The organism is Actinoplanes sp. NPDC048791 (genome assembly GCF_040650095.1).
Classification (GTDB): domain Bacteria; phylum Actinomycetota; class Actinomycetes; order Mycobacteriales; family Micromonosporaceae; genus Actinoplanes.
Map to the genome: position 1 here is coordinate 1 of NZ_JBEZGQ010000039.1, position 19937 is coordinate 19937.

Sequence of the window (19937 nt, forward strand, 5' to 3'; positions counted from 1 at the left end):
CGGCAGCCCGGCCGCGCTCGGCGAAGCCGCGCCCAGCCCCGCCGCGCTGAGCGCCGCGGCCGTCTCCGAGGTCGCCACCGGCTACGGCCACACCTGTGCGGTCCGCACCGACGGCTCCCTGTGGTGCTGGGGCAGCAACTACCTCGGCGAGCTGGGTGACGGCACCACCACCGCCCGGACCACCCCGGTACGCATCAGCACCGCCACCACCTGGGCCAGCCTCGACGCCGGCACCAGCTACACCTGTGGGATCCGCACCGACGGCACCCTGTGGTGCTGGGGCAACAACTTCCGCGGCCAGCTCGGCGACGGCACCACCACGATGCGGACCACCCCGGTGCAGGTCGGTGACGCCACCACCTGGGCCAGTGTCAGTGCCGGCGACAGCCACACCTGTGCCACCCGGACCGACGGCAGCCTGTGGTGCTGGGGGTTCAACCGTTTCGCGCAGCTGGGCATGAGCTCGGACATCTACATCGCGACCGCTCCGGTGCGGGTCGGCACGGCCACCACCTGGGCGAGCGTCGCGACCGGTTATGCGCACACCTGCGCCGTCCGCACCGAAGAAACCCTGTGGTGCTGGGGCAACAACACCGACGGACAGCTGGGTGTCGGCGGTCTGAGCTACCGGGATGCCCCGGCGCAGGTCGGCACCGCGACCACGTGGACCGGCGTGACCGCCGGCTACGCCTACAGCTGCGCGGTCCGCGCCGAGGGCACCCTGTGGTGCTGGGGTGAGAACGGGTACGGCCAGCTCGGCATCAGCGGAACCCACCAGACCACCCCGGTCCAGGTCGGCACGGCCACCAGCTGGAGCACGGTACGGGCGGGCTTCGACACGGCCTGCGCGGTCCGGACCGACAGCTCCCTGTGGTGCTGGGGCAACAACTCGACGGGTCAGCTCGGCGACGGCACCACGACCCACCGGTTCGCACCCACCCGGATCGGCACGGCCACCACGTGGGCCAGTGACTTCGCGCCCGGCTACCACATCTGTGGCTTCCAGGCCGGCGACAGCCTGTGGTGCTGGGGCAACAACGCCAACGGGCAGCTGGGCGACGGCACGACCACCCAGCGTCCGGCTCCCGGCCAGGTGACTCTCCCCGCCTGATCCCCCGACGAATAAAGGATGTCGCACGTGAACGACCATTCCGTTCCACCCCCGGCTCGCCGGCGCGGCCGGTTGAGGATGCTTCTCGGGGGCGCCACCGTCGCCGTACTGGCAGCAGCCTCGATCACCGTGGCCGGTGTCGCCCATGCCGAAGCCGACCGGACCATCACCTCGAACCTGACCGGCACCCACAACGGCTACTTCTTCTCGTACTGGAAGGACAGCGGCAACGTCACGATGACGCTGGGGGCCGGCGGCAACTACAGCGTCCGGATGAGCGGCATCAACAACTGGGTCGGCGGCAAGGGCTGGAAGCCCGGCTCCAGCCACACCGTGAACTACTCGGGCACGTTCAGCCCGAACGGCAACGGCTACCTGGCGCTCTACGGCTGGACCACCAACCCGCTCATCGAGTACTACGTCGTCGAGGACTTCGGCACGTACAACCCCAGCTCGGGCAGCCAGCGGCTGGGTTCGGTCACCACCGACGGCAGCACGTACGACATCTACCGCACCCAGCGGGTCAATCAGCCGTCCATCATCGGCAACGCGACGTTCTACCAGTACTGGAGCGTCCGTCAGCAGCACCGCAGCAGCGGCACCATCACGACGGCCAACCACTTCAACGCCTGGGCCCGGCTCGGCCTGAACCTCGGCACGCACGACTACCAGATCATGGCCACCGAGGGTTACCAGAGCAACGGCAGCTCCACCATCACCGTCAGCGAGGGGTCCACCCAGCCGACCACCCCGCCCCCGACGACGACCCCGCCGACCAGCCCGCCGACGACCACCCCGCCGCCGTCCCAGGGTGGTGCCTGCCGGGTCACCAACACCGTCAGCGCGTGGAACAGCGGGCTGACGGACAACATCACCATCACCAACACCGGTACGGCGCCCATCAACGGCTGGCGGCTGAACTTTGCCCTGGCCTCCGGGCAGTCCATCACCAGCGGCTGGAGTGCGACCTACTCGCCCACCAGCGGTCAGGTGGTGGCCACCAACGTCGGCTACAACGCCACCATCGCGCCGGGTGGCTCGACGACCATCGGCTTCCAGGCCAACCACAACGGCAACGCCGCCGCGCCCAGCGGTTTCAGTTTGAACGGGGCTGCCTGCAGCTGATTGTTCGTACCCGCCTGGCCGGAACAGCGAATGCTGCTCCGGCCAGGCGTCGTCATTTCGCCGAATGGTCGGCGGTCGCCATCTGTGCAAATGGACAGGCGCATTCCGGAAAACGCCATCGGAAAAAGTGTTACGACGGGCCGACCTCTGGCGTACATCTGACGTCTGAAGGGTGCTGGCCGTCCGTCCGGTTCAGCCGCGCGAGCTTCATCGCAAGTTCACCACCAGCCAAAACTCTGTTTCAGGCAAGTTTGCGGGCCGTCGCTCTTGAGTGCGGTGAAACACTCTGGCAACATTGCCATTCTTGAATGTCTGATGTCTGGATCCCCCTTCCGTTCGGCCACCAGGCATCCGTCTTCGGCAAGTTGTGAACGTTCACTATTTTGGGATCCCCCGGCAAGGAGCGGCGAAATGTACGCACGCGGCACACCCCCCAAAAGGCTCTGGCGGCGCGGATACATGGCCATTACCGCAGTGCTGGCTCTGCTGGCCGGCATCGCTGTCACGGTTGTCGCCGCGCCGGCCGCCTCGGCCGCCGCCGTGGACCTGAATGCCTGGTACGTCCTGGTCAACCGCAACAGCGGGAAAGCGCTGGACGTCTACAACCTGGCCACCACGGACGGCGCCCGGATCACCCAGTGGTCGCGCAACGACGGCAACCAGCAGCAGTGGCAGTTCGTCGACTCCGGCGGCGGTTTCTACCGGCTCAAGTCCCGGCTGTCCGGCAAGGTCCTGGACGTCTCCGGCGCCTCCACCGCGGACGGCGGCGCGGTCGTGCAGTGGACCGACAACAACGCCGCCAACCAGCAGTTCAGCATGCAGGACATCGACGGCTACATCCAGCTGATCAACCGCAACAGCGGCAAGGCCCTCGAGGTGCAGGGCGCCTCCACCGCCGACGGCGGCAACATCGTGCAGTACGCGGACTGGAACGGCACCAACCAGCAATGGCAGCTGGTCCAGGTCGGCTCCGGCACACCCACGACGGGCCCGACCACGCCGCCGCCGACCGGGACCTTCACGAACCCGGTGGTGTGGCAGGACTTCGCCGACGGCGACATCATCCGCGTCGGCGACGCGTACTACTACTCGGCGTCGACGATGCACTACTCGCCCGGCGCGCCCATCCTGCGCTCGTACGACCTGGTGAACTGGGAGTACGCCGGGCACTCGGTGCCGCGGCTGGACTTCGACTCCAACGCCTACGACCTCAACGGCGGCCGGGCCTACGTCAAGGGCATCTGGGCGTCGGCGTTCAACTACCGGCCCAGCAACAGCACCTACTACTGGCTGGGCTGCACGGAGTTCAACCGCACCTACGTCTACACCTCGGTGTCGGTCGGCAGCGGCTGGAGCAAGAAGGCCCGGATCAACAAGTGCTACTACGACGCCGGCCTGCTGTTCGACAACGACACCCCGTACGTGGCCTACGGCAACGGCACGATCAGCGTCGCGCAGCTCAACTCCGACCTGACCGCGGAGGTGCGCTCGCAGACGGTCTACCAGACCCCGTCGAGCATCGGCACCCTCGAAGGCTCCCGCATGTACAAGCGCGGGAACTACTACTACATCTGGCTGACCCGCCCGGCCAACGGCCAGTACGTGCTGCGCTCGACCAGCCCGTGGGGTCCGTACGAGCAGCGCCAGGTCCTGCTCAACCTGCCCGGGCCGATCTCCGGCGGCGGGGTCCCGCACCAGGGCGGCCTGGTGCAGACGCAGAACGGTGACTGGTGGTACATGGCCTTCACCGACGCCTACCCCGGTGGCCGGATGCCGACGCTGGCGCCGATCACCTGGAGCGGCGACGGCTGGCCGGTGCTGCAGACGGTCAACGGCCGCTGGGGCGCCAGCTACCCGAAGCCGAACATCAGCACGACCAAGACCGTGCAGTCGATGATCGGCCCGGACACGTTCACCGGCTCCGCGCTGGGTCAGCGCTGGGAATGGAACCACAACCCGGACACCTCGAAGTTCAGTGTCGGCAACGGGTTGCGGCTGTCGACCGCCACGGTCACCAACGACCTCTACAACGCCCGCAACACCCTGACGCACCGCATCCAGGGCCCCACGTCCACGGCCACGATCCAGCTGGACTACTCGGCCATGGCCAACGGTGACCGGTCCGGCCTGGCCATGCTGCGCGACCAGTCGGCGTGGATCGGCATCCGCAAGGACAACGGCGTCACCCGGGTCTCGATGACCAACGGGCTGAGCATGTCCACCAGCGGCTGGACCACCACGGGGACCGGCGCCGAGGCCGCCGGCGCGACGGTGTCCGGCGGCACGATCTGGCTGCGGGCCACGGCCAACATCCAACCCGGATCCGGGCGTACGGCCACCTTCTCGTACAGCACCAACGGCAGCACGTTCACCAACCTCGGCCCGGCGCTCACCTTGAACAACGACTGGCAGTTCTTCATGGGCTACCGCTTCGGCATCTTCAACTACGCCACGCAGGCCCTCGGCGGCGCGGTCACCGTCAACCGGTTCGACCTGACCGCCCCGTAACCCCGACACGCCGCGCGGCCCGGCCCGTCCGCCGGGCCGCCCGGCGACCCCCATCCCCGCTCCCGAAAGCAGTCCCGCAGATGATCACTAAGACTTCCCGCTGGTGGCGAGCCCCGTTCGCCGCGGCCGCCGCGGCCCTCATCGCCGGCACCACTCTCGCCGTCGCGGGTTCGGCTGACGCCGCCACAACCCTGGGCGCCTCCGCGGCCGCCAAGGGCCGTTACTTCGGTGCGGCGATCGCGGCCGGCCGGCTGGGCGATGGCACCTACACCCGGATCCTGAACAGCGAGTTCAACTCGGTCACGCCTGAGAACGAGATGAAGTGGGACGCCACCGAACCCGCCCGGGGCAGCTTCAACTACAACGGCGGCGACCGCATCCTCAACCAGGGCATCGCGATGGGCGCCAAGGTCCGCGGCCACGCCCTGCTCTGGCACGCCCAGCAACCGGGCTGGGCCCAATCACTGTCCGGCAGCACCCTGCGCAGCGCCGCGATCAACCACGTCACCCAGGTCGCCACCCACTACAAGGGCAAGATCTACGCCTGGGACGTGGTCAACGAGGCCTTCGCCGACGGCGGCAGCGGCGCCCGCCGTGATTCCAACCTGCAGCGCACCGGCAACGACTGGATCGAAGCCGCCTTCCGCGCCGCCCGCACCGCGGATCCCAACGCCAAGCTCTGTTACAACGACTACAACACCGACGGCATCAACGCGAAGTCGACCGGCATCTACAACATGGTCCGCGACTTCAAGTCCCGCGGCGTGCCCATCGACTGCGTCGGCTTCCAGTCCCACCTGGGCACCACCATCGACTCGACGTACCAGGCGAACCTGCAACGCTTCGCCGACCTCGGCGTCGACGTGCAGATCACCGAACTCGATGTCCAGCAGGGCGGCAACCAGGCCAACATCTACGCCTCCGTCACCCGCGCCTGCCTGGCCGTGGCCCGGTGCACCGGCATCACGGTGTGGGGCATCCGCGACACCGACTCCTGGCGCTCGGACAACCCGCTGCTGTTCGACGGCTCCGGCAACAAGAAAGCCGCCTACACCTCAGTGCTCAACGAGCTCAACGCCGGCAACGGGGGAGGCGGCGGATCGACCGTGGACACCAACGCCTGGTACGTGCTGGTCAACCGCAACAGCAGCCGGGCGATCGACGTCTACAACCTGGCCACCACCGACGGCGCCCGGATCACCCAGTGGAGCCGGAACAACGGCAATCAGCAGCAGTGGCAGTTCGTCGACTCCGGCGGCGGTTTCTACCGCCTCAAGTCGCGGCTGTCCGGCAAGGTCCTGGACGTCTCCGGCGCCTCCACCGCGGACGGCGGCGTGATCGTGCAGTGGACCGACAACAACGCCGCCAACCAGCAGTTCAGCCTCCAGACCATCGACGGCTACATCCAGCTGATCAACCGCAACAGCGGCAAGGCCGTCGAGGTGCAGGGCGCGTCGACCGCCGACGGCGGAAACATCGTGCAGTACGCCGACTGGAACGGCACCAATCAGCAATGGCAGCTCAGCAAGGTCGGATAGCACCGCCGTCCCCGCCCGTACCGGATCCACCGTTTCCCCACCGCCTCCGACAGGAGTTTCCCCCATGTCGTCCTCCGCTTTCAGTCGCCGTCGCCTGCTCCAGGCCACCGGTGCCGCCGCCCTGGTCAGCACGGCCGGAGCCGGCGTCCTCGACGCCCGGCCCGCCGCGGCCGCGGTCGTGCCGCCGGTCCGTCCGGACATCGGCGCGGCCGCGTACGCCTTCCGGCCGGGCGAGGTACGGCTGACCGCGGGCCGGTTCCTGGACAACCAGAACCGCACCCTGAGCTACCTGCGCTTCGTCGACGTCGACCGGCTGCTCTACGTCTTCCGGGCCAACCACCGGCTCGGGACCAACGGCGCGGCGACCAACGGCGGCTGGGACGCCCCGTCCTTCCCGTTCCGCTCCCACATGCAGGGTCACTTCCTGACCGCCTGGGCCCAGGCCTACGCGGTGCTGGGCGACACGACCTGCCGGGACAAGGCCAACTACATGGTCGCCGAGCTGGCCAAGTGCCAGGCGAACAACGGTGCCGCCGGGTTCGGCGCGGGATACCTGTCGGGCTTCCCGGAGTCGGACTTCACCGCGCTCGAGGCCCGTACGCTCTCCAACGGCAACGTGCCCTACTACTGCGTCCACAAGACCCTCGCCGGGCTGCTCGACGTGTGGCGCCTCACCGGCAACGACCAGGCCCGTACGGTGCTGCTCGCGCTGGCCGGCTGGGTCGACTCCCGCACCTCCCGGCTGAGCGGGAGCCAGCTGCAGGCGATGCTGGGCACCGAGTTCGGCGGCATGAACGACGTGCTGGCCGACATCTACCAGCAGACCGGCGACGCGCGCTGGCTGACCGTGGCGCAGCGCTTCGACCACCAGGCCGTGTTCAACCCGCTCGCCGCCAACACCGACCAGCTCAACGGCCTGCACGCCAACACCCAGGTGCCCAAGTGGGTCGGCGCGGCCCGCGAGTACAAGGCGACCGGCACCACCCGCTACCGCGACATCGCGGCCAACGCCTGGGCCATCACGACCCGGGCCCACACGTACGCGATCGGCGGCAACAGCCAGGCCGAGCACTTCCGCGCCCCGAACGCGATCGCCGGTTACCTGAGCAACGACACCTGCGAGCACTGCAACACGTACAACATGCTCAAGCTGACCCGGGAGCTGTGGCTGCTCGACCCGAACAACGCCGGCTACTTCGACTACTACGAGCGGGCGCTGCTCAACCACCTGATCGGTGCGCAGAACCCGGCCGACGGGCACGGCGGCGTCACCTACTTCACGCCGCTGAAGCCCGGTGGGCGTCGCGGTGTCGGCCCGGCCTGGGGCGGCGGCACCTACTCGACCGACTACAACTCGTTCTGGTGCTGCCAGGGCACCGGCATCGAGACCAACACCCGGCTGATGGACTCGATCTACTTCTTCGCCGGCACCACCCTGACCGTCAACCTCTTCGCGCCCTCGACGCTGAACTGGTCGGAGCGCGGCATCACGGTCACCCAGTCCACGACGTACCCGGTCAGCGACACCACCACGCTGACCCTGTCCGGCACCATGAGCGGCACCTGGAGCATCCGCGTACGGATCCCGTCCTGGACTCAGAACGCGGTGCTCGCGGTCAACGGGGCGGCCCAGGCAGTCACCGCGACGCCGGGCAGCTACGCGACCGTCACCCGGGCCTGGGCGGCGGGGGACACGCTGACGGTCACCCTGCCGATGCGGGTCGTCATGCTGGCCGCCAACGACAACGCGAGCGTCCAGGCGATCACCTACGGACCGGCGGTGCTGTGCGGAAACTATGGCAACACCGCGCTGTCCTCGCCGCCGTCGCTGACGGTCTCGTCCATCGCCCGGACCAGCACGTCGAGCCTGAGCTTCACCGCGACGGCCAACGGCACGAGCGTGCCCATCGGGCCGTTCCACGACGCGCACGGCTTCAACTACACCGTCTACTGGAACGCCAACGGCAGCACCCCCGGCGGCGGTGAGACCTACAAGCTGGTCAACGTCGGAACCGGCCTGGTGCTGGGCGTGAAGGACATGTCCACCGCCGACGGCGGGCTCGCCGTGGTGTGGGGCGACACCGGGACGGCCGACCACAACTGGGTCAGGATCACCGACGGCAGCGCGGTCAGGTTCCGCAACGTCAACAGCGGCAAGGTGCTCGGCGTCGAGAACATGTCGACGGCCGACAACGCCCGGGTCCTGCAGTGGTCGGACAACGGCACCGCCGACCACCGCTGGACGCTGGTCGACCTCGGCAACGGCACCTACAAGATCCGCAACGTCAACAGCGGGAAGCTGCTGGCCATTCTCAACGGCTCCGGCACCTATGGCGCCCAGGCCGTCCAGGACCCCGACAACGGCTCCGCCGACAACGTCTGGCGCCTGGTCAAGCTCGCCTGACCGGCCCGCACCTCGAGGAGGAAGACACTCATGACCACTGTTTCTGCTCGCGCGGGTCGCCGTACCGGCGGTCGCGCCCGGCTGCTGCTCGGCGCTGCCTGCGCCGTGGCGATCGCCGTGTCCTCGGTGGCCGTGGCCACCCTGGCCCACGCCGACCTCACCGGCCCGCCCGGCACCACCCTCAAGGCGGCCGCGGAGCGCAGCGGCCGGTACTTCGGCGCCGCCATGGGAGGGGACCGCCTCAACGACGCGGGCTTCCTCACGATCGCCAACCGCGAGTTCGACATGATGACGGCCGTCAACGAGATGAAGCCCGACGCGACCGAGCCCAACCGGGGCCAGTTCGACTTCCGGGCCGGTGACGCCATCTACAACTGGGCCATCCAGCACGGCATGCGGGTCCGGGGCCACACTCTGGCCTGGCACGCCCAGCAACCGCGCTTCTGGGGCAGCCTCAGCGGCAGCGCCCTGCGGACCGCGATGATCGACCACATCAACGGCGTCATGGCCCACTACAAGGGCAAGCTCTACGCCTGGGACGTGGTCAACGAGGCCTTCGCCGAGAACGGCAGCCGGCGTTCGTCGAACCTGCAGTCCACCGGCAACGACTGGATCGAGGTGGCGTTCCGCACCGCGCGGGCCGCCGACCCGGGCGTGAAGCTCTGCTACAACGACTACAACATCGAGAACTGGACGTACGCCAAGACGCAGGGCGTCTACAACATGATCCGCGATTTCAAGGCGCGGGGCGTCCCGGTCGACTGCGTGGGCCTGCAGACCCACTTCACCGGGGGCAGCTCGCTGCCGGGCAACTTCCAGACGACGCTGTCGAGCTTCGCCGCGCTGGGCGTGGACGTGGCGTTGACCGAGGCCGACGTGACCAACGCCTCGGCCAGTCAGTACCAGGGCCTGACCCAGGCGTGCATGAACGTCCCGCGCTGCGTCGGCATCACGACCTGGGGCATCCGGGACAGCGACTCCTGGCGGGGCAACGAGAGCCCGCTGCTGTTCGACCGCAACAGCAACCCCAAGCCCGCGTACACGTCGGTGCTCAACGCCCTCAACGCCGCCTCCACCACGGTGCCCGGGACGAGCACGCCGCCGAGCACCCCCACCAGCACCCCGCCGAGCACCCCGACCAGCACGCCACCGAGCACCCCGCCCGTCACCGGCCAGCCGGGCGGCTGCACCGCGACCTACCACACGGCCAGCACCTGGAACGGTGGTTATCAGGGTGAGGTGACGGTGAGCAACAACGGCTCCGCCACCCTCAACGGCTGGACCGTCCAGCTGACGCTGGCCGGCGGGCAGACCATCGCCAACGTCTGGAACGGCGTCAACACCGGCTCCAGTGGCACGGTCAGCGTCCGCAACGCCGCGTACAACGGCTCTGTCGGCGCGAACGCCTCGACCAGCTTCGGCTTCCTGGTCAACGGCAGCAGCAGTACGGCGCCCAGCGCCCTCTCGTGCACCAGCTCCTGACCGACGTCCCACGTCCATGGCCGAAGAGGAAGGCATTGTGATGACAACACGTGAGGACGACCGGTCGCACCGCCGGCTGCGGCGCGGCTGGGCAGCGGCCGCGAGCCTGCTGCTGGCTCTGGCCGGTGCGCTGGTCGCGTACCCGGCGCCGGCGCAGGCCGCCACGGCGATCACCATCAACGGTTCGTCGGGCGGGCGGACGTTCGACGGCGTCGGCGCGATCAGCGGCGGCGGCGGCAACAGCCGCCTGCTGTTCGACTACCCCGAACCGCAGCGCAGCGACATCCTCGACTACCTGTTCAAGCCGGGCTACGGCGCGGCGATGCAGATCATGAAGGTGGAGATCGGGGGAGACACCAACTCGACCTCCGGCGCGGAACCGAGCCACGAGCACACCCGGGGCGCCGTGAACTGCGACCGCGGGTACGAGTGGTGGATGATGGGCCAGGCCAAGGCCCGTAACCCGAACATCAAGCTCGTCGGGTTGTCCTGGGGTGCGCCCGGGTGGATCGGCAACGGCAACTTCTGGTCCAACGACTCGATCGACTACCTGATCGCGTGGCTCGGCTGCGCCACCTCGCACGGCCTGACCATCGACTACCTCGGCGGCTGGAACGAACGCGGCCGGGACCTGAACTGGTACAAGAACCTGCGCTCGGCCCTGAACTCCCGTGGGTACTCGGGCGTGAAGATCGTGGCCTCGGACGACTTCGGCTGGGGCTCGGCCGACGACGCGCTGCGCGACCCGGCGTTCGGCGCGGCCATCTCGGTGGTCGGCAGCCACTATGTCTGCGGCTACCGCAGCGCGCAGACCTCATGCCCGAGCTCGGCCAACGCCGTCAACTCCGGCAAGACGTTGTGGGCCAGCGAGAACGGTTCCGACGACTACAACGCGGGCGCGCCGGCTCTGGCCCGCGGCATCAACCGCGACTACATCGACGGGAAGATGACCGCGTACCTGAACTGGCCGGTCATCGCCGCGATCACCCCGAACATCCCCTGGGCCACCACGGGGGTGGCTGTGGCGCCGCAGCCCTGGTCCGGTTACTACTCGATCGGTACGAGCACCTGGGTCATGGCCCACACCACCCAGTTCACCGCACCCGGATGGCGTTACCTCGACAACTCCTCGGGTTACCTCGGCGGCAACCGCAACAACGGCAGCTACGTCTCGCTGAGGTCTCCCTCCACCGGCGACTACAGCACCGTCATCGAGACGATGGACGCCGGCTCGGCCCAGGACCTCCAGTTCAATGTCACCGGCGGACTGTCGACCGGGACCGTGCGGGTGTGGTCCACCAACGTCAGGTCGAGCAACCCGGCCGACCGTTTCGTGCGGCGCACCGACATCACCCCGTCGAACGGCTCGTACTCGCTGACCGTCCAGCCCGGCTACGTCTACAGCATCACGACCACCACCGGAGCGGGCAAGGGCACGGCGACCAGCCCCGCCCAGGGCGCTCTCGCGTTGCCGTACGCCGATGACTTCGACAGCTACCAGACCGGCCGGCAGGCGAAGTACCTGTCGGACCACCAGGGCTCGTTCGAGGTGGCCGCGTGCGGCGGTGGCCGTACCGGTCAGTGCATCCGCCAGATGTCGGAACAGGCGCCGATCTTCTGGACGTCGGGTCACGCCGAGCCGTTCACGCTGCTCGGTGACGTCAACTGGCGCAACTACACGGTCTCCACCGACGTCATGCTGGAGAAGAGCGGCTACGCCCAGCTCGTCGGGCGGGCCGGCAACTACAACCACGACGGCCCGCAGAACCTCAACGCCTATTACCTGCGGGTGGCCGACAACGGCTCGTGGTCCATTCGCAGCAACAGCACCGCCGGCAACCAGCGCACGCTGGCCAGCGGGACCACGGCGGCCCTGGGCACCGGCCGCTGGCACAAGCTGGCCCTGACGCTCAACGGCAGCACCCTGACCGCCGCCATCGACGGTACGACCGTGGGCAGCGTCTCGGACTCGGCGTGGGTGGCCGGCCAGATCGGCTACGCCACCGGCCAGGGCGTGCCGGCCCAGTTCGACAACCTGACCATCACCCCGCTCGGGGGCGGCACGACCCCCACCGGGGAGATCCGGGGTGCGGGCTCCAACCGCTGCCTGGACGTCAACGGCCAGAGCCAGACCGACGGGGCGACCGTGCAGATCTGGGACTGCAACAGCGGCGCCAACCAGAGGTGGACCTCAACCTCGAGCAACCAGCTGACCGTGTACGGCAACAAGTGCCTGGACGCCGCGAACACCTCCGCCGGCGCCCAGGTCCGGATCTGGTCCTGCACCGGCGGCGCCAACCAGCAGTGGCGGGTCAACGCCGACGGCACCATCACCGGCGTCCAGTCCGGCCTGTGCCTGGACGTGACCGGCGCCGGGACGGCCAACGGTACGACTGTCAGTCTGTGGACCTGCAACGGTGGGAGCAACCAGCGATGGATCAGATCGTGAACAGGACCAGGGCCTTGAGCCGTACGGGGCGGATCCTGCTCGCCGCCGCCCTCGCCGTCACCGGGACCGTACTGGTCCAGGCGCCGGCGCGGGCCGCCACCACCGAGTTCCGGGGCGTCAACTGGGCCGACCAGCGGGACAACTTCGTCAACGGGGTGCTCTACGTCTCGGGTCTCGGCGCGACCGACACGTACGCCTCGGCGGCCACCGTCGCCGACCGGGTGGTGGGGCAGCTGTACTCCATCACCGGGGCCAACACCGTCCGCATGCCGATCAACGAGCCGACCGTCGCGGGTTACTGGGGCACCTACACCGGGGCGATCGACCAGGCGCTCACCAAGGGCAAAGTGATCCTGGCCTACTGGGCCTACACCGGCGGCCGGCCCAGCGACGCCGCGGCCTACGACCGCATGTGGGACACCGTCGTCGCCCGGTACGCCGGGAACAGCAACGCCTACTTCGAGGTCATCAACGAGCCGCACGGGTATTCCACGACCGACCTGAACAACATGTACAACACCTGGCTCAACCGGCACTCCGGGGTGCCGCGCGGCCGGGTCATCCTGGACGGTGCCGGGCTGGCTCAGAACGTCGCCGCGGTCGGCCAGGACACCCGGTTGAACAACACCCTGCTGGCCGTCCACGACTACTCGTTCTTCGCCGGTTTCGAGGACGAGACCTCGTGGGGCAACCACCTCGCCAGCTCGATCGGCGGGTACGCGTCCCGGACGGTGGCCACCGAGTGGGGTGGTCCGATGGGCCCGGGCAGCAAGAACGGGGTCGCGTACGACACCATCGACTACAACATCCCGAGCGGGTCGTTCTTCGCCGACTACCTGCGGGGCGTCAGTGCGAAGCTGCGCGAGCTCGGTGTCGGCGGCGTCTACTGGCCCGGTCTGCGCGACGGCGACTGGTACAGCCTGACCAGGCGCACCGGCAGCGGAGCGAATCTGAACCTGACGCTGACCAACGCCTCCGGGCTGAACCGGCTGCAGTACTCCTGGGGGATGGGCACCGGCGGCAGCACAACGGTCCGGATCGTCGGCACGGCCACCAGCCGGTACGCCGACGGCCTGGGCCGTACGGCGGCCGGCTCCGACGTCGGTCAGGGTTCCGCCACCACCAGCGCCAACCAGCAGTGGGTGGTCGAGAACTCCGGCACCTACGTGCGGATCAGGAACCAGGGCACCGGGCTGTACCTGGACGGCATGGGCCGGACCGCCAACGGCAGCGCCGCCGGCCAGTACACCACCGGAACGTCGGCCAACCAGCAGTGGTCCGTGCTGACCGACGCGAACAACGTGCGGCTGCGCAACCGGGCCACCGGCCTCTATCTCGACGGCATGGGCCGCACGGCGAACGGGGCGACCATCGGGCAGTACAGCGACTCCACCAGCGCCAACCAGCGCTGGAAGATCGTCGCGGGGCAGTAGACCGCCGGCGGACGTCAGCTGATGGTGTAGAGGATGTCCGGGCCAATGTCCTGACGGATGACGCCGGGCGGGGTCGGTGCGCTCAGCACCGCCTCGAACGGCGTCCCCGGAACGCGGTCGCGCAGCACGACCACGCTGCGGATGCCCAGCCCGCGCAGCCGATCCAGGCTGGGCTCGCTGGGGAAGGTCTGCATCAGGTCGCGGAGCCCCTGGTGGTTGGGCGGGATGTAGCCGGACGCCCCGTTCACCATCAGGGGGAATCCGTCGGTCGACCAGAGCAGGACGTTGGTGTCGACGTTCTCGTCGGAGGGCAGCACCATCAACGGCGCCGACGCCATGGCGAACGCGGCCGGTGCGACCGGGGTGTCCGGATGGTCCATGTCCGGCATGCCCTCGGCCAGCACCAGCAGCAACGGCGGGATGGTCAGCACCCGGACGGCGACGGTCTGCCACTGCGGCAGGGTCGCCGCCCGGGCCAGCCGGGCGAGCTTGGTGAGCAGGCCGGCCGCGAGGACGGCCATGAAGATGGTCGGCCACAGGATCAACCGCCCGGGGGTACGGCTGCCGTCGAAGCCGGGCACGTACAGGTGCAGGAGGCGGTACGTGGGCCCGTTGGTGCCGAGCGCGAACAGGATCCCCAGGACCGTGCCGGCGAGCAGAAGGAGGCGCTGCCGCACCGACCACGAGGAGAGGACGAGGCCGCCGAGAGCCAGCAGATACAGCGCGTACCCGCACAGCAGTGCCTTCTCGTTGGCGGCGTTGCCGAGCTGGGCCCGAGCGTCGTTGTGCAGGGTGCCCCAGGGCAGCGAGTACTGCGGGGCGACGAACAGGCCGCGCGGCGTCGGCGAGAAGACGGCGACGTAGTCCCAGGACCGGGTCACGTACGGGTAGAGCTCGCGGACCTGCTGGTAGCCGTACGCGAAGAACGCGGTGACCGCGGTGAAGACCAGCCCGCCGGCGAGGTCGGCGAGGATCAGCCGGCGGCCCAGCGGGGGACGGCCCCGGACCAGCCAGCCGATCGCCGCGCAGAGGCAGGCGAGGGCGAGCAGGTAGACGAAACCGAGGCCGATGCCGAAGCCGAGCGTCACCTGCCAGGCCGCGACCAGCCAGCCGGCCACCGCCCAGCCGGGCCGCACCCGCTCGCTGCGGTAGCCGCGGGTCAGCGACCAGCCGTGGCCGCGGGCCAGCATCGCCACGGCGAGGGTGATGCCGCCGGTCGACATGATGTTCAGGTGACCCGCATGGTCGTAACGCCAGGGTGCGTAGGCCAGCGCGGCGCCGGCCAGTGCGGCGGCCACCCGTTCGGCGCCCAGCTGGCGCAGCATCGCGTAGCCGCCGAGGAAGGCCAGCGCGAACGTCAGCACGAACAGCACGTTGTAGCGCAGCACGGCGGCCGTCACGCCCTCGCCGATCAGCCCGGCCGGCGCGTAGCCGAAGAGCGTGTCGGTGTAGGCCAGGCCGAACGTGTCGGGGTAGAAGGCGTTGGTGTGCCATAGCCCGCGCAGGCCGTGCCGCAGGGACTGGCCGTTCCAGGCGACGATCCAGGCCTGCGCCGTCGGGTCGCCGGCGTCGCCGATGATGGTGCGCACCGGGTTGGCGATGGTCTCCTGCTTGACGCCGCCGGTGACGAGCCGGCTCGCGTACGGCGGGAGCAGCCACACCATGACGATCGCGAGCAGCACCGAGCCGGCGGTGGCGACGGTCCACTCGTGCCGGAGCAGCCGCAGCAGCCGGACGAACCGTGACCTCGTTGCCTTCTCAGTGACCACATCGGACAAGACGTACCCCCGTACGCAGAAAGATCCTGGTGAGCGCGAGGAAAGCTAACACGACTTCCGGCGCAGCAATAGAGCGGTTCCGAATAAGGGGAACATCGCCGGCGAAAAACTGTTACGAGAACGCACGGCGCAGGTCGATTAACTATTTGCCAGTGAAGTTCTTGAATGCGTGGGAGCGCTCCCGTAGCCTGCGTTCATATTCGTGTGCAATCAGCGAGGAGTGACGCGATGGCGAGCAGAAGACGGATCCCGTCGATGGTGGGCGTGGTCCTGGCCGCCGCTGCGCTCCTGGTCGGGGCCGGAGTGGTCGCGGCCTCGGCCGGGACCGTCGCGGCCGACGGGCCCACCGTGCTGGCGGCGACCGCCGGGTGCGGCAAGACGCCGACGCTGCGCAACGGCACCTACACGATCCAGAGCGGTGGCCAGTCCCGCACCTACATCCTGCGCGTCCCGGACAACTACCAGCCGACCCTGAAGTACCGGCTGTTCGTCGGGCTGCACTGGCTCAACGGCTCCGCGCAGAACGTGGCCGCCGGGGGCGGTGCCGCCGGCGCGGCGTGGGCCTTCTACGGCCAGCAGCGGGCGTCCGGCAACGGCGCGATCTTCATCGCCCCGCAGGGCCTGGACGCCGGGTGGGCCAACACCAACGGCCGCGACGTGACCCTGGTCGACGACATCCTGCGGGTGGTCGAGAACGACCTCTGCGTCGACACCACCCAGCGTTTCGCGCTCGGCTGGAGCTACGGCGGCTCGATGAGCTACGCCCTGGCCTGCGCCCGGCCCAACATCTTCCGCGCGGTCGTGGCGTACTCCGGTGCCCAGCTCAGCGGCTGCGCCGGCGGCACCCAGCCGGTCGCCTACTTCGGGATCCACGGCACCCACGACAGCGTGCTGAACATCAGCTCCGGGCGGCAGATCCGCGACACGTTCGTACGGGTCAACGGCTGCACCGCGCAGAACCCGCCGGAGCCCCCGAACGGCAGCGGGCGGCACATCACCACCGCGTACGCGGGGTGCCGGGCCGGGTATCCGGTGCAGTGGGCCGCCTTCGACGGCGACCACACGCCCGAGCCGGCCGACGGCGGCGGCACCAACACCGCGACCACGTGGACGACCGGTGAGGTCTGGCGCTTCCTGAGCCAGTTCGGGCCGGCCACCTCGCCCATCAGCACGACCCCGGGGCCGTCGAGCCCGGCGCCCTCGAGCCCGATGCCCAGCGATCCGGTGCCCAGCAACCCCGGACCCAGCAGCCCCGGCCCCAGCAACCCCGCGGGCCAGGCGTGCCGGGTGTCCAGCAAGGTCAACGCCTGGAACACCGGGCTGACCGCGGACATCACCCTCACCAACACCGGCACGACCGCGGTCAACGGCTGGTCGCTGAGCTTCAGCCTCGCCGCCGGGCAGACGATCACCTCCGGCTGGAACGCCACCTACAGCCCCACCTCCGGGCAGGTGACCGCCCGCAACGCCGGCTACAACGGCACGATCGCCGCCGGCGGGTCGGTCAGCATCGGCTTCCAGGCCGGGCACACCGGCAACAGCGCCGCACCGACCGCATTCGTCCTCGATGGAGTTCCCTGCGTCACCAGCTGAGCCGCACTCATCCGGGGAAAGTCCGATGCGAACGTGCTGTGGGCCGCGCAAGCCACCGCACGTTCGCATCGGGCATTCCCGCCGGCGCGGTCTCATCGGGCAACGTTGGGCGACCTTGCGGGCAGCCACCCATCGGCAACGGCCGCAGCCGCGTACTCGTACACGTGCCCACACTCAAGCGTAAAATCGCCCTCACCGCGGCCGCTGTCGTCACGGCTGGCGTCTCCGCGGTCACCTACCAGGCCTCGGCCGCCGAGGCCCCGTCCCTCCAGCCGCTGGCCGGCCTGCGGATCATCGGCCAGTTCGTGGTCGGCACCGGAACCCAGACCTACACCTGTACGGGTGGCAAGTTCACCGGCTCGTCGGTTCCCGAGGCGGGCCTGTTCGACGGCGCGAACCGCAAGATCCACCACTTCGGTGGCCCGACCTGGCAGTCCGAGGCGGACGGCTCGCTGATCACCGCCGCCCCGGTGGCCAACTCCCCGGTGCCGGGCGCGATCCCGGAGCTGCTGCTGGAGGTCAGGACCCGGTCCGGGTCGGGGATGCTCAGCACGGTCACCCACATCCAGCGGATGAACACCTTCGGCGGCGTGGCCCCGGCCACCGCCTGCACCGACGGCCAGAAGGCCAGCGTGCCCTACAACGCCAACTACATCTTCTGGGGCAACTGACCTCATGTAATGACCTTGCATGGGTTTTCCGCCGCGGGTGGGCTCAGCCGCTGACGATGTCGATGTCGTCGACGTAGCCACGGAAGAGGCCGGTGGTGCCGGGCTGGTCGTACCCGATCCAGATCTGGTCGACGGTGCCGCCGGCCAGGGCGCTCAGCGGGATCCGGACGAGATTCCACTCGTTGAGCCGCAGGTGACCCGCCTGGCCCTGGAACCGCGGGTGGGCCCGGACCCCGGACTGGTCGGTCGCGCCGGAGTCCCGCAGGCTGCGGCCGTCGGTGAGGAACAGGTCGAGGGCGACCGACGTGGCCGGGTACTGCGGGTAGATCCAGTACGACAGCGTCGTGTCCGCGGCGATCGGGACGTGGACGTCGAAGACCTTGTTGTACGAGTACGACTGCGTCGCGCTGGTGTCGTTGCCGGAGTACATGAGGGCGTACGTGCCGCCGTGCGCGGTCTCGGCCCGGCGGGCGGATTCCATGGCGGTCAGGCCGCAGCAGAAGCCGCCGACGTTCACGCTCGCGTGGACGCTGTTGGTCCAGGTGGGTTGCGCGGCGTCGCCGAAGTCGGTGCGGAACAGTGGCCAGGCCCGGCCGGCGCCCAGCACCGGACGCAGGGCGGTGTGCCAGAGGTTGGCGATTTTGACGTATCCGCCGTCGGTCGGATGGATGGTGTCCGGGCCGATGTCGGCGGCCGTCAGGGTGCTGGTGAGGTCGACGAGCCGGACGTTGTGCCCGGCGGCGACCTGCTCCGCGGCGATGGCGGGCAGGGCGGCGTTGAAGGTCCGCGCCCGGCTGTCGTTGGTGGGATTGCCCGAGGGGACCAGCGTGGACAACACCACGGCGGCGGTCGGCCGGGCGGCGACGATCCGGTCGAGCAGGTCGCGCATCCGCGCCGGCGCGTTCGGCAGGTCGTAGTTCTGCAGGGTGTCGTTGGTGCCGACATTGAGCAGCACCACGTCGGGCCGGGCGGCGGCCAGCCAGGCGTCGGCGTTCGCCGCGATCTGGTCGATGCGCAGCCCCGGGTGGCCCTCGTTGTCGCGATCCGTCATCGTGCCCGACTGCTGCGATCCGACGAAGTCGATCGCGACCCCGGCGTCGCCGGCGAGATGCCTGCGCAGCTCCTCGCGGTAGCCGTTGCCGTCGGTGGAGGAGGTGCCCCAGGTGATGGACGCGCCCAGCGGCATGATCCGCACCGGGTCGGCCGCACGGGCCGGTGCCGCCGCCCCGGTCGCACCGGTGGCGGCCGCCAGCAGGACGGCCATGGTCAGACGCCGGAGAATCATCGCGCTCCCTGCCGTTGACATCGTTGTCAGCGCATTGCACATCGCAGGTCGTCGATGTGTCAAGAGCGGGCCCGGTGGTAGATCCCTTCCAACCGGCGCAGAAAGACCTCCGGCGGGTACGCCGCCGCGGCCGCCATGCCGTCCCGGGTCACGCCGGCCCGCAAGGTGTCGTCGTCCAGCATGCGCAGCAGCGCGGCGGCGATCGCGTCCGGCGTCGGTTCGCAGGTGAAGCGCGCGGCCCCGGCGGCTCCCGGCCGGACGCCGAGCTCCGGGTCGGCCACCACCACCGGCAGCCCGGCCGCTTCCGCCTCGGCCAGCACCAGGCTCTGGGTGTCCGTGGTGGAGGCGAACGCCAGCACATCGGCAGTCCGGTAGTAGCCGGCGATCGCGTCGTGCGGCACGGGCGGAACAACCTGGACGTGGCCGTCCAGCCCGAGGGCGGTGATCCGGCGGGCCAGGTGCCGGCGCTGCTGCGACACCCCGACCAGGACCAGCCGGGCGTCCGGCCGGGCCGCGCGCACCCGGGCGTACGCCCGCAGCAACAGTGCCGGGGTCTTCTC

General features: G+C 69.5%; 13 protein-coding genes. 10 read left to right on the plus strand and 3 right to left on the minus strand.

Translation table 11 applies throughout. The features are described from left to right. From AB0C29_RS05485 to AB0C29_RS05520, 8 genes are all read left to right on the plus strand, one after another. Positions 1-1111 (plus strand): hypothetical protein (locus AB0C29_RS05485; RefSeq protein WP_360815545.1); only part of this gene is annotated, 1111 nt, incomplete at its 5' end. Positions 1112-1189: 78 nt separating this feature from the next. Beyond that, a complete protein-coding gene (locus tag AB0C29_RS05490) occupies positions 1190-2236 on the plus strand; it encodes a glycoside hydrolase family 11 protein (RefSeq protein WP_360815548.1) in 1047 nt (348 codons plus the stop codon). A 459-nt stretch (positions 2237-2695) separates the two neighbouring features. Next, the gene (locus AB0C29_RS05495; protein WP_360815551.1) at positions 2696-4744 is read left to right on the plus strand and encodes a family 43 glycosylhydrolase; all 2049 of its coding nucleotides are present in this window, start codon (positions 2696-2698) and stop codon (positions 4742-4744) included. 80 nt (positions 4745-4824) lie between these two features. Next, on the plus strand, positions 4825-6282 hold the full coding sequence (locus tag AB0C29_RS05500; protein ID WP_360815554.1) for an endo-1,4-beta-xylanase: 1458 nt from the start codon (positions 4825-4827) through the stop codon (positions 6280-6282). Between the two features lie 64 nt (positions 6283-6346). Continuing rightward, positions 6347-8686 (plus strand): beta-L-arabinofuranosidase domain-containing protein, encoded by a 2340-nt coding sequence (locus AB0C29_RS05505; protein ID WP_360815557.1) that lies wholly within the window; start codon positions 6347-6349, stop codon positions 8684-8686. Between the two features lie 30 nt (positions 8687-8716). Continuing rightward, a complete protein-coding gene (locus AB0C29_RS05510) occupies positions 8717-10168 on the plus strand; it encodes an endo-1,4-beta-xylanase (RefSeq protein ID WP_360815559.1) in 1452 nt (483 codons plus the stop codon). A 40-nt stretch (positions 10169-10208) separates the two neighbouring features. Then, positions 10209-12617: a ricin-type beta-trefoil lectin domain protein gene (locus tag AB0C29_RS05515; RefSeq protein ID WP_360815562.1), complete on the plus strand. Its 2409-nt coding sequence runs from the start codon at positions 10209-10211 to the stop codon at positions 12615-12617. Further along, complete coding sequence (locus AB0C29_RS05520; protein WP_360815565.1) at positions 12614-14050, plus strand: RICIN domain-containing protein; 1437 nt, start codon at positions 12614-12616, stop codon at positions 14048-14050. Before AB0C29_RS05515 ends, AB0C29_RS05520 begins: the two co-directional genes overlap by 4 nt. A 14-nt stretch (positions 14051-14064) precedes the next feature. Here AB0C29_RS05520 and AB0C29_RS05525 read toward each other — a convergent pair whose 3' ends face one another. Continuing rightward, a complete protein-coding gene (locus AB0C29_RS05525) occupies positions 14065-15819 on the minus strand; it encodes a hypothetical protein (RefSeq protein ID WP_360815568.1) in 1755 nt (584 codons plus the stop codon). A gap of 237 nt (positions 15820-16056) precedes the next feature. Here AB0C29_RS05525 and AB0C29_RS05530 point away from each other — a divergent pair, with 237 nt between their 5' ends. Further along, positions 16057-17421 carry a cellulose binding domain-containing protein gene (locus AB0C29_RS05530; RefSeq protein ID WP_360815570.1) on the plus strand — a complete coding sequence of 455 codons (1365 nt, stop codon included), beginning with the start codon at positions 16057-16059 and terminating at the stop codon, positions 17419-17421. A gap of 164 nt (positions 17422-17585) precedes the next feature. Next, on the plus strand, positions 17586-18092 hold the full coding sequence (locus AB0C29_RS05535; protein ID WP_360815573.1) for a DUF3455 domain-containing protein: 507 nt from the start codon (positions 17586-17588) through the stop codon (positions 18090-18092). Positions 18093-18135: 43 nt separating this feature from the next. Here the strand turns inward: AB0C29_RS05535 and AB0C29_RS05540 are convergent, their stop codons facing one another. Together AB0C29_RS05540 and AB0C29_RS05545 are read right to left on the minus strand one after the other, a co-directional pair. Further along, positions 18136-19377 carry an SGNH/GDSL hydrolase family protein gene (locus AB0C29_RS05540; protein ID WP_360815575.1) on the minus strand — a complete coding sequence of 414 codons (1242 nt, stop codon included), beginning with the start codon at positions 19375-19377 and terminating at the stop codon, positions 18136-18138. Positions 19378-19436: 59 nt separating this feature from the next. Further along, positions 19437-19937 (minus strand): glycosyltransferase (locus AB0C29_RS05545; protein WP_360815578.1); only part of this gene is annotated, 501 nt, incomplete at its 5' end.

Bases quoted from the DNA above. Each gene is read 5' to 3' on its own strand.
- AB0C29_RS05515 (WP_360815562.1), top strand. From the start codon at position 10,209: ATGACAACACGTGAGGACGACCGGTCGCACCGCCGGCTGCGGCGCGGC.
- AB0C29_RS05540 (WP_360815575.1), bottom strand. From the start codon at position 19,377: ATGATTCTCCGGCGTCTGACCATGGCCGTCCTGCTGGCGGCCGCCACC.
- AB0C29_RS05500 (WP_360815554.1), top strand. From the start codon at position 4,825: ATGATCACTAAGACTTCCCGCTGGTGGCGAGCCCCGTTCGCCGCGGCC.
- AB0C29_RS05505 (WP_360815557.1), top strand. From the start codon at position 6,347: ATGTCGTCCTCCGCTTTCAGTCGCCGTCGCCTGCTCCAGGCCACCGGT.
- AB0C29_RS05490 (WP_360815548.1), top strand. From the start codon at position 1,190: ATGCTTCTCGGGGGCGCCACCGTCGCCGTACTGGCAGCAGCCTCGATC.
- AB0C29_RS05530 (WP_360815570.1), top strand. From the start codon at position 16,057: ATGGCGAGCAGAAGACGGATCCCGTCGATGGTGGGCGTGGTCCTGGCC.
- AB0C29_RS05510 (WP_360815559.1), top strand. From the start codon at position 8,717: ATGACCACTGTTTCTGCTCGCGCGGGTCGCCGTACCGGCGGTCGCGCC.
- AB0C29_RS05495 (WP_360815551.1), top strand. From the start codon at position 2,696: ATGGCCATTACCGCAGTGCTGGCTCTGCTGGCCGGCATCGCTGTCACG.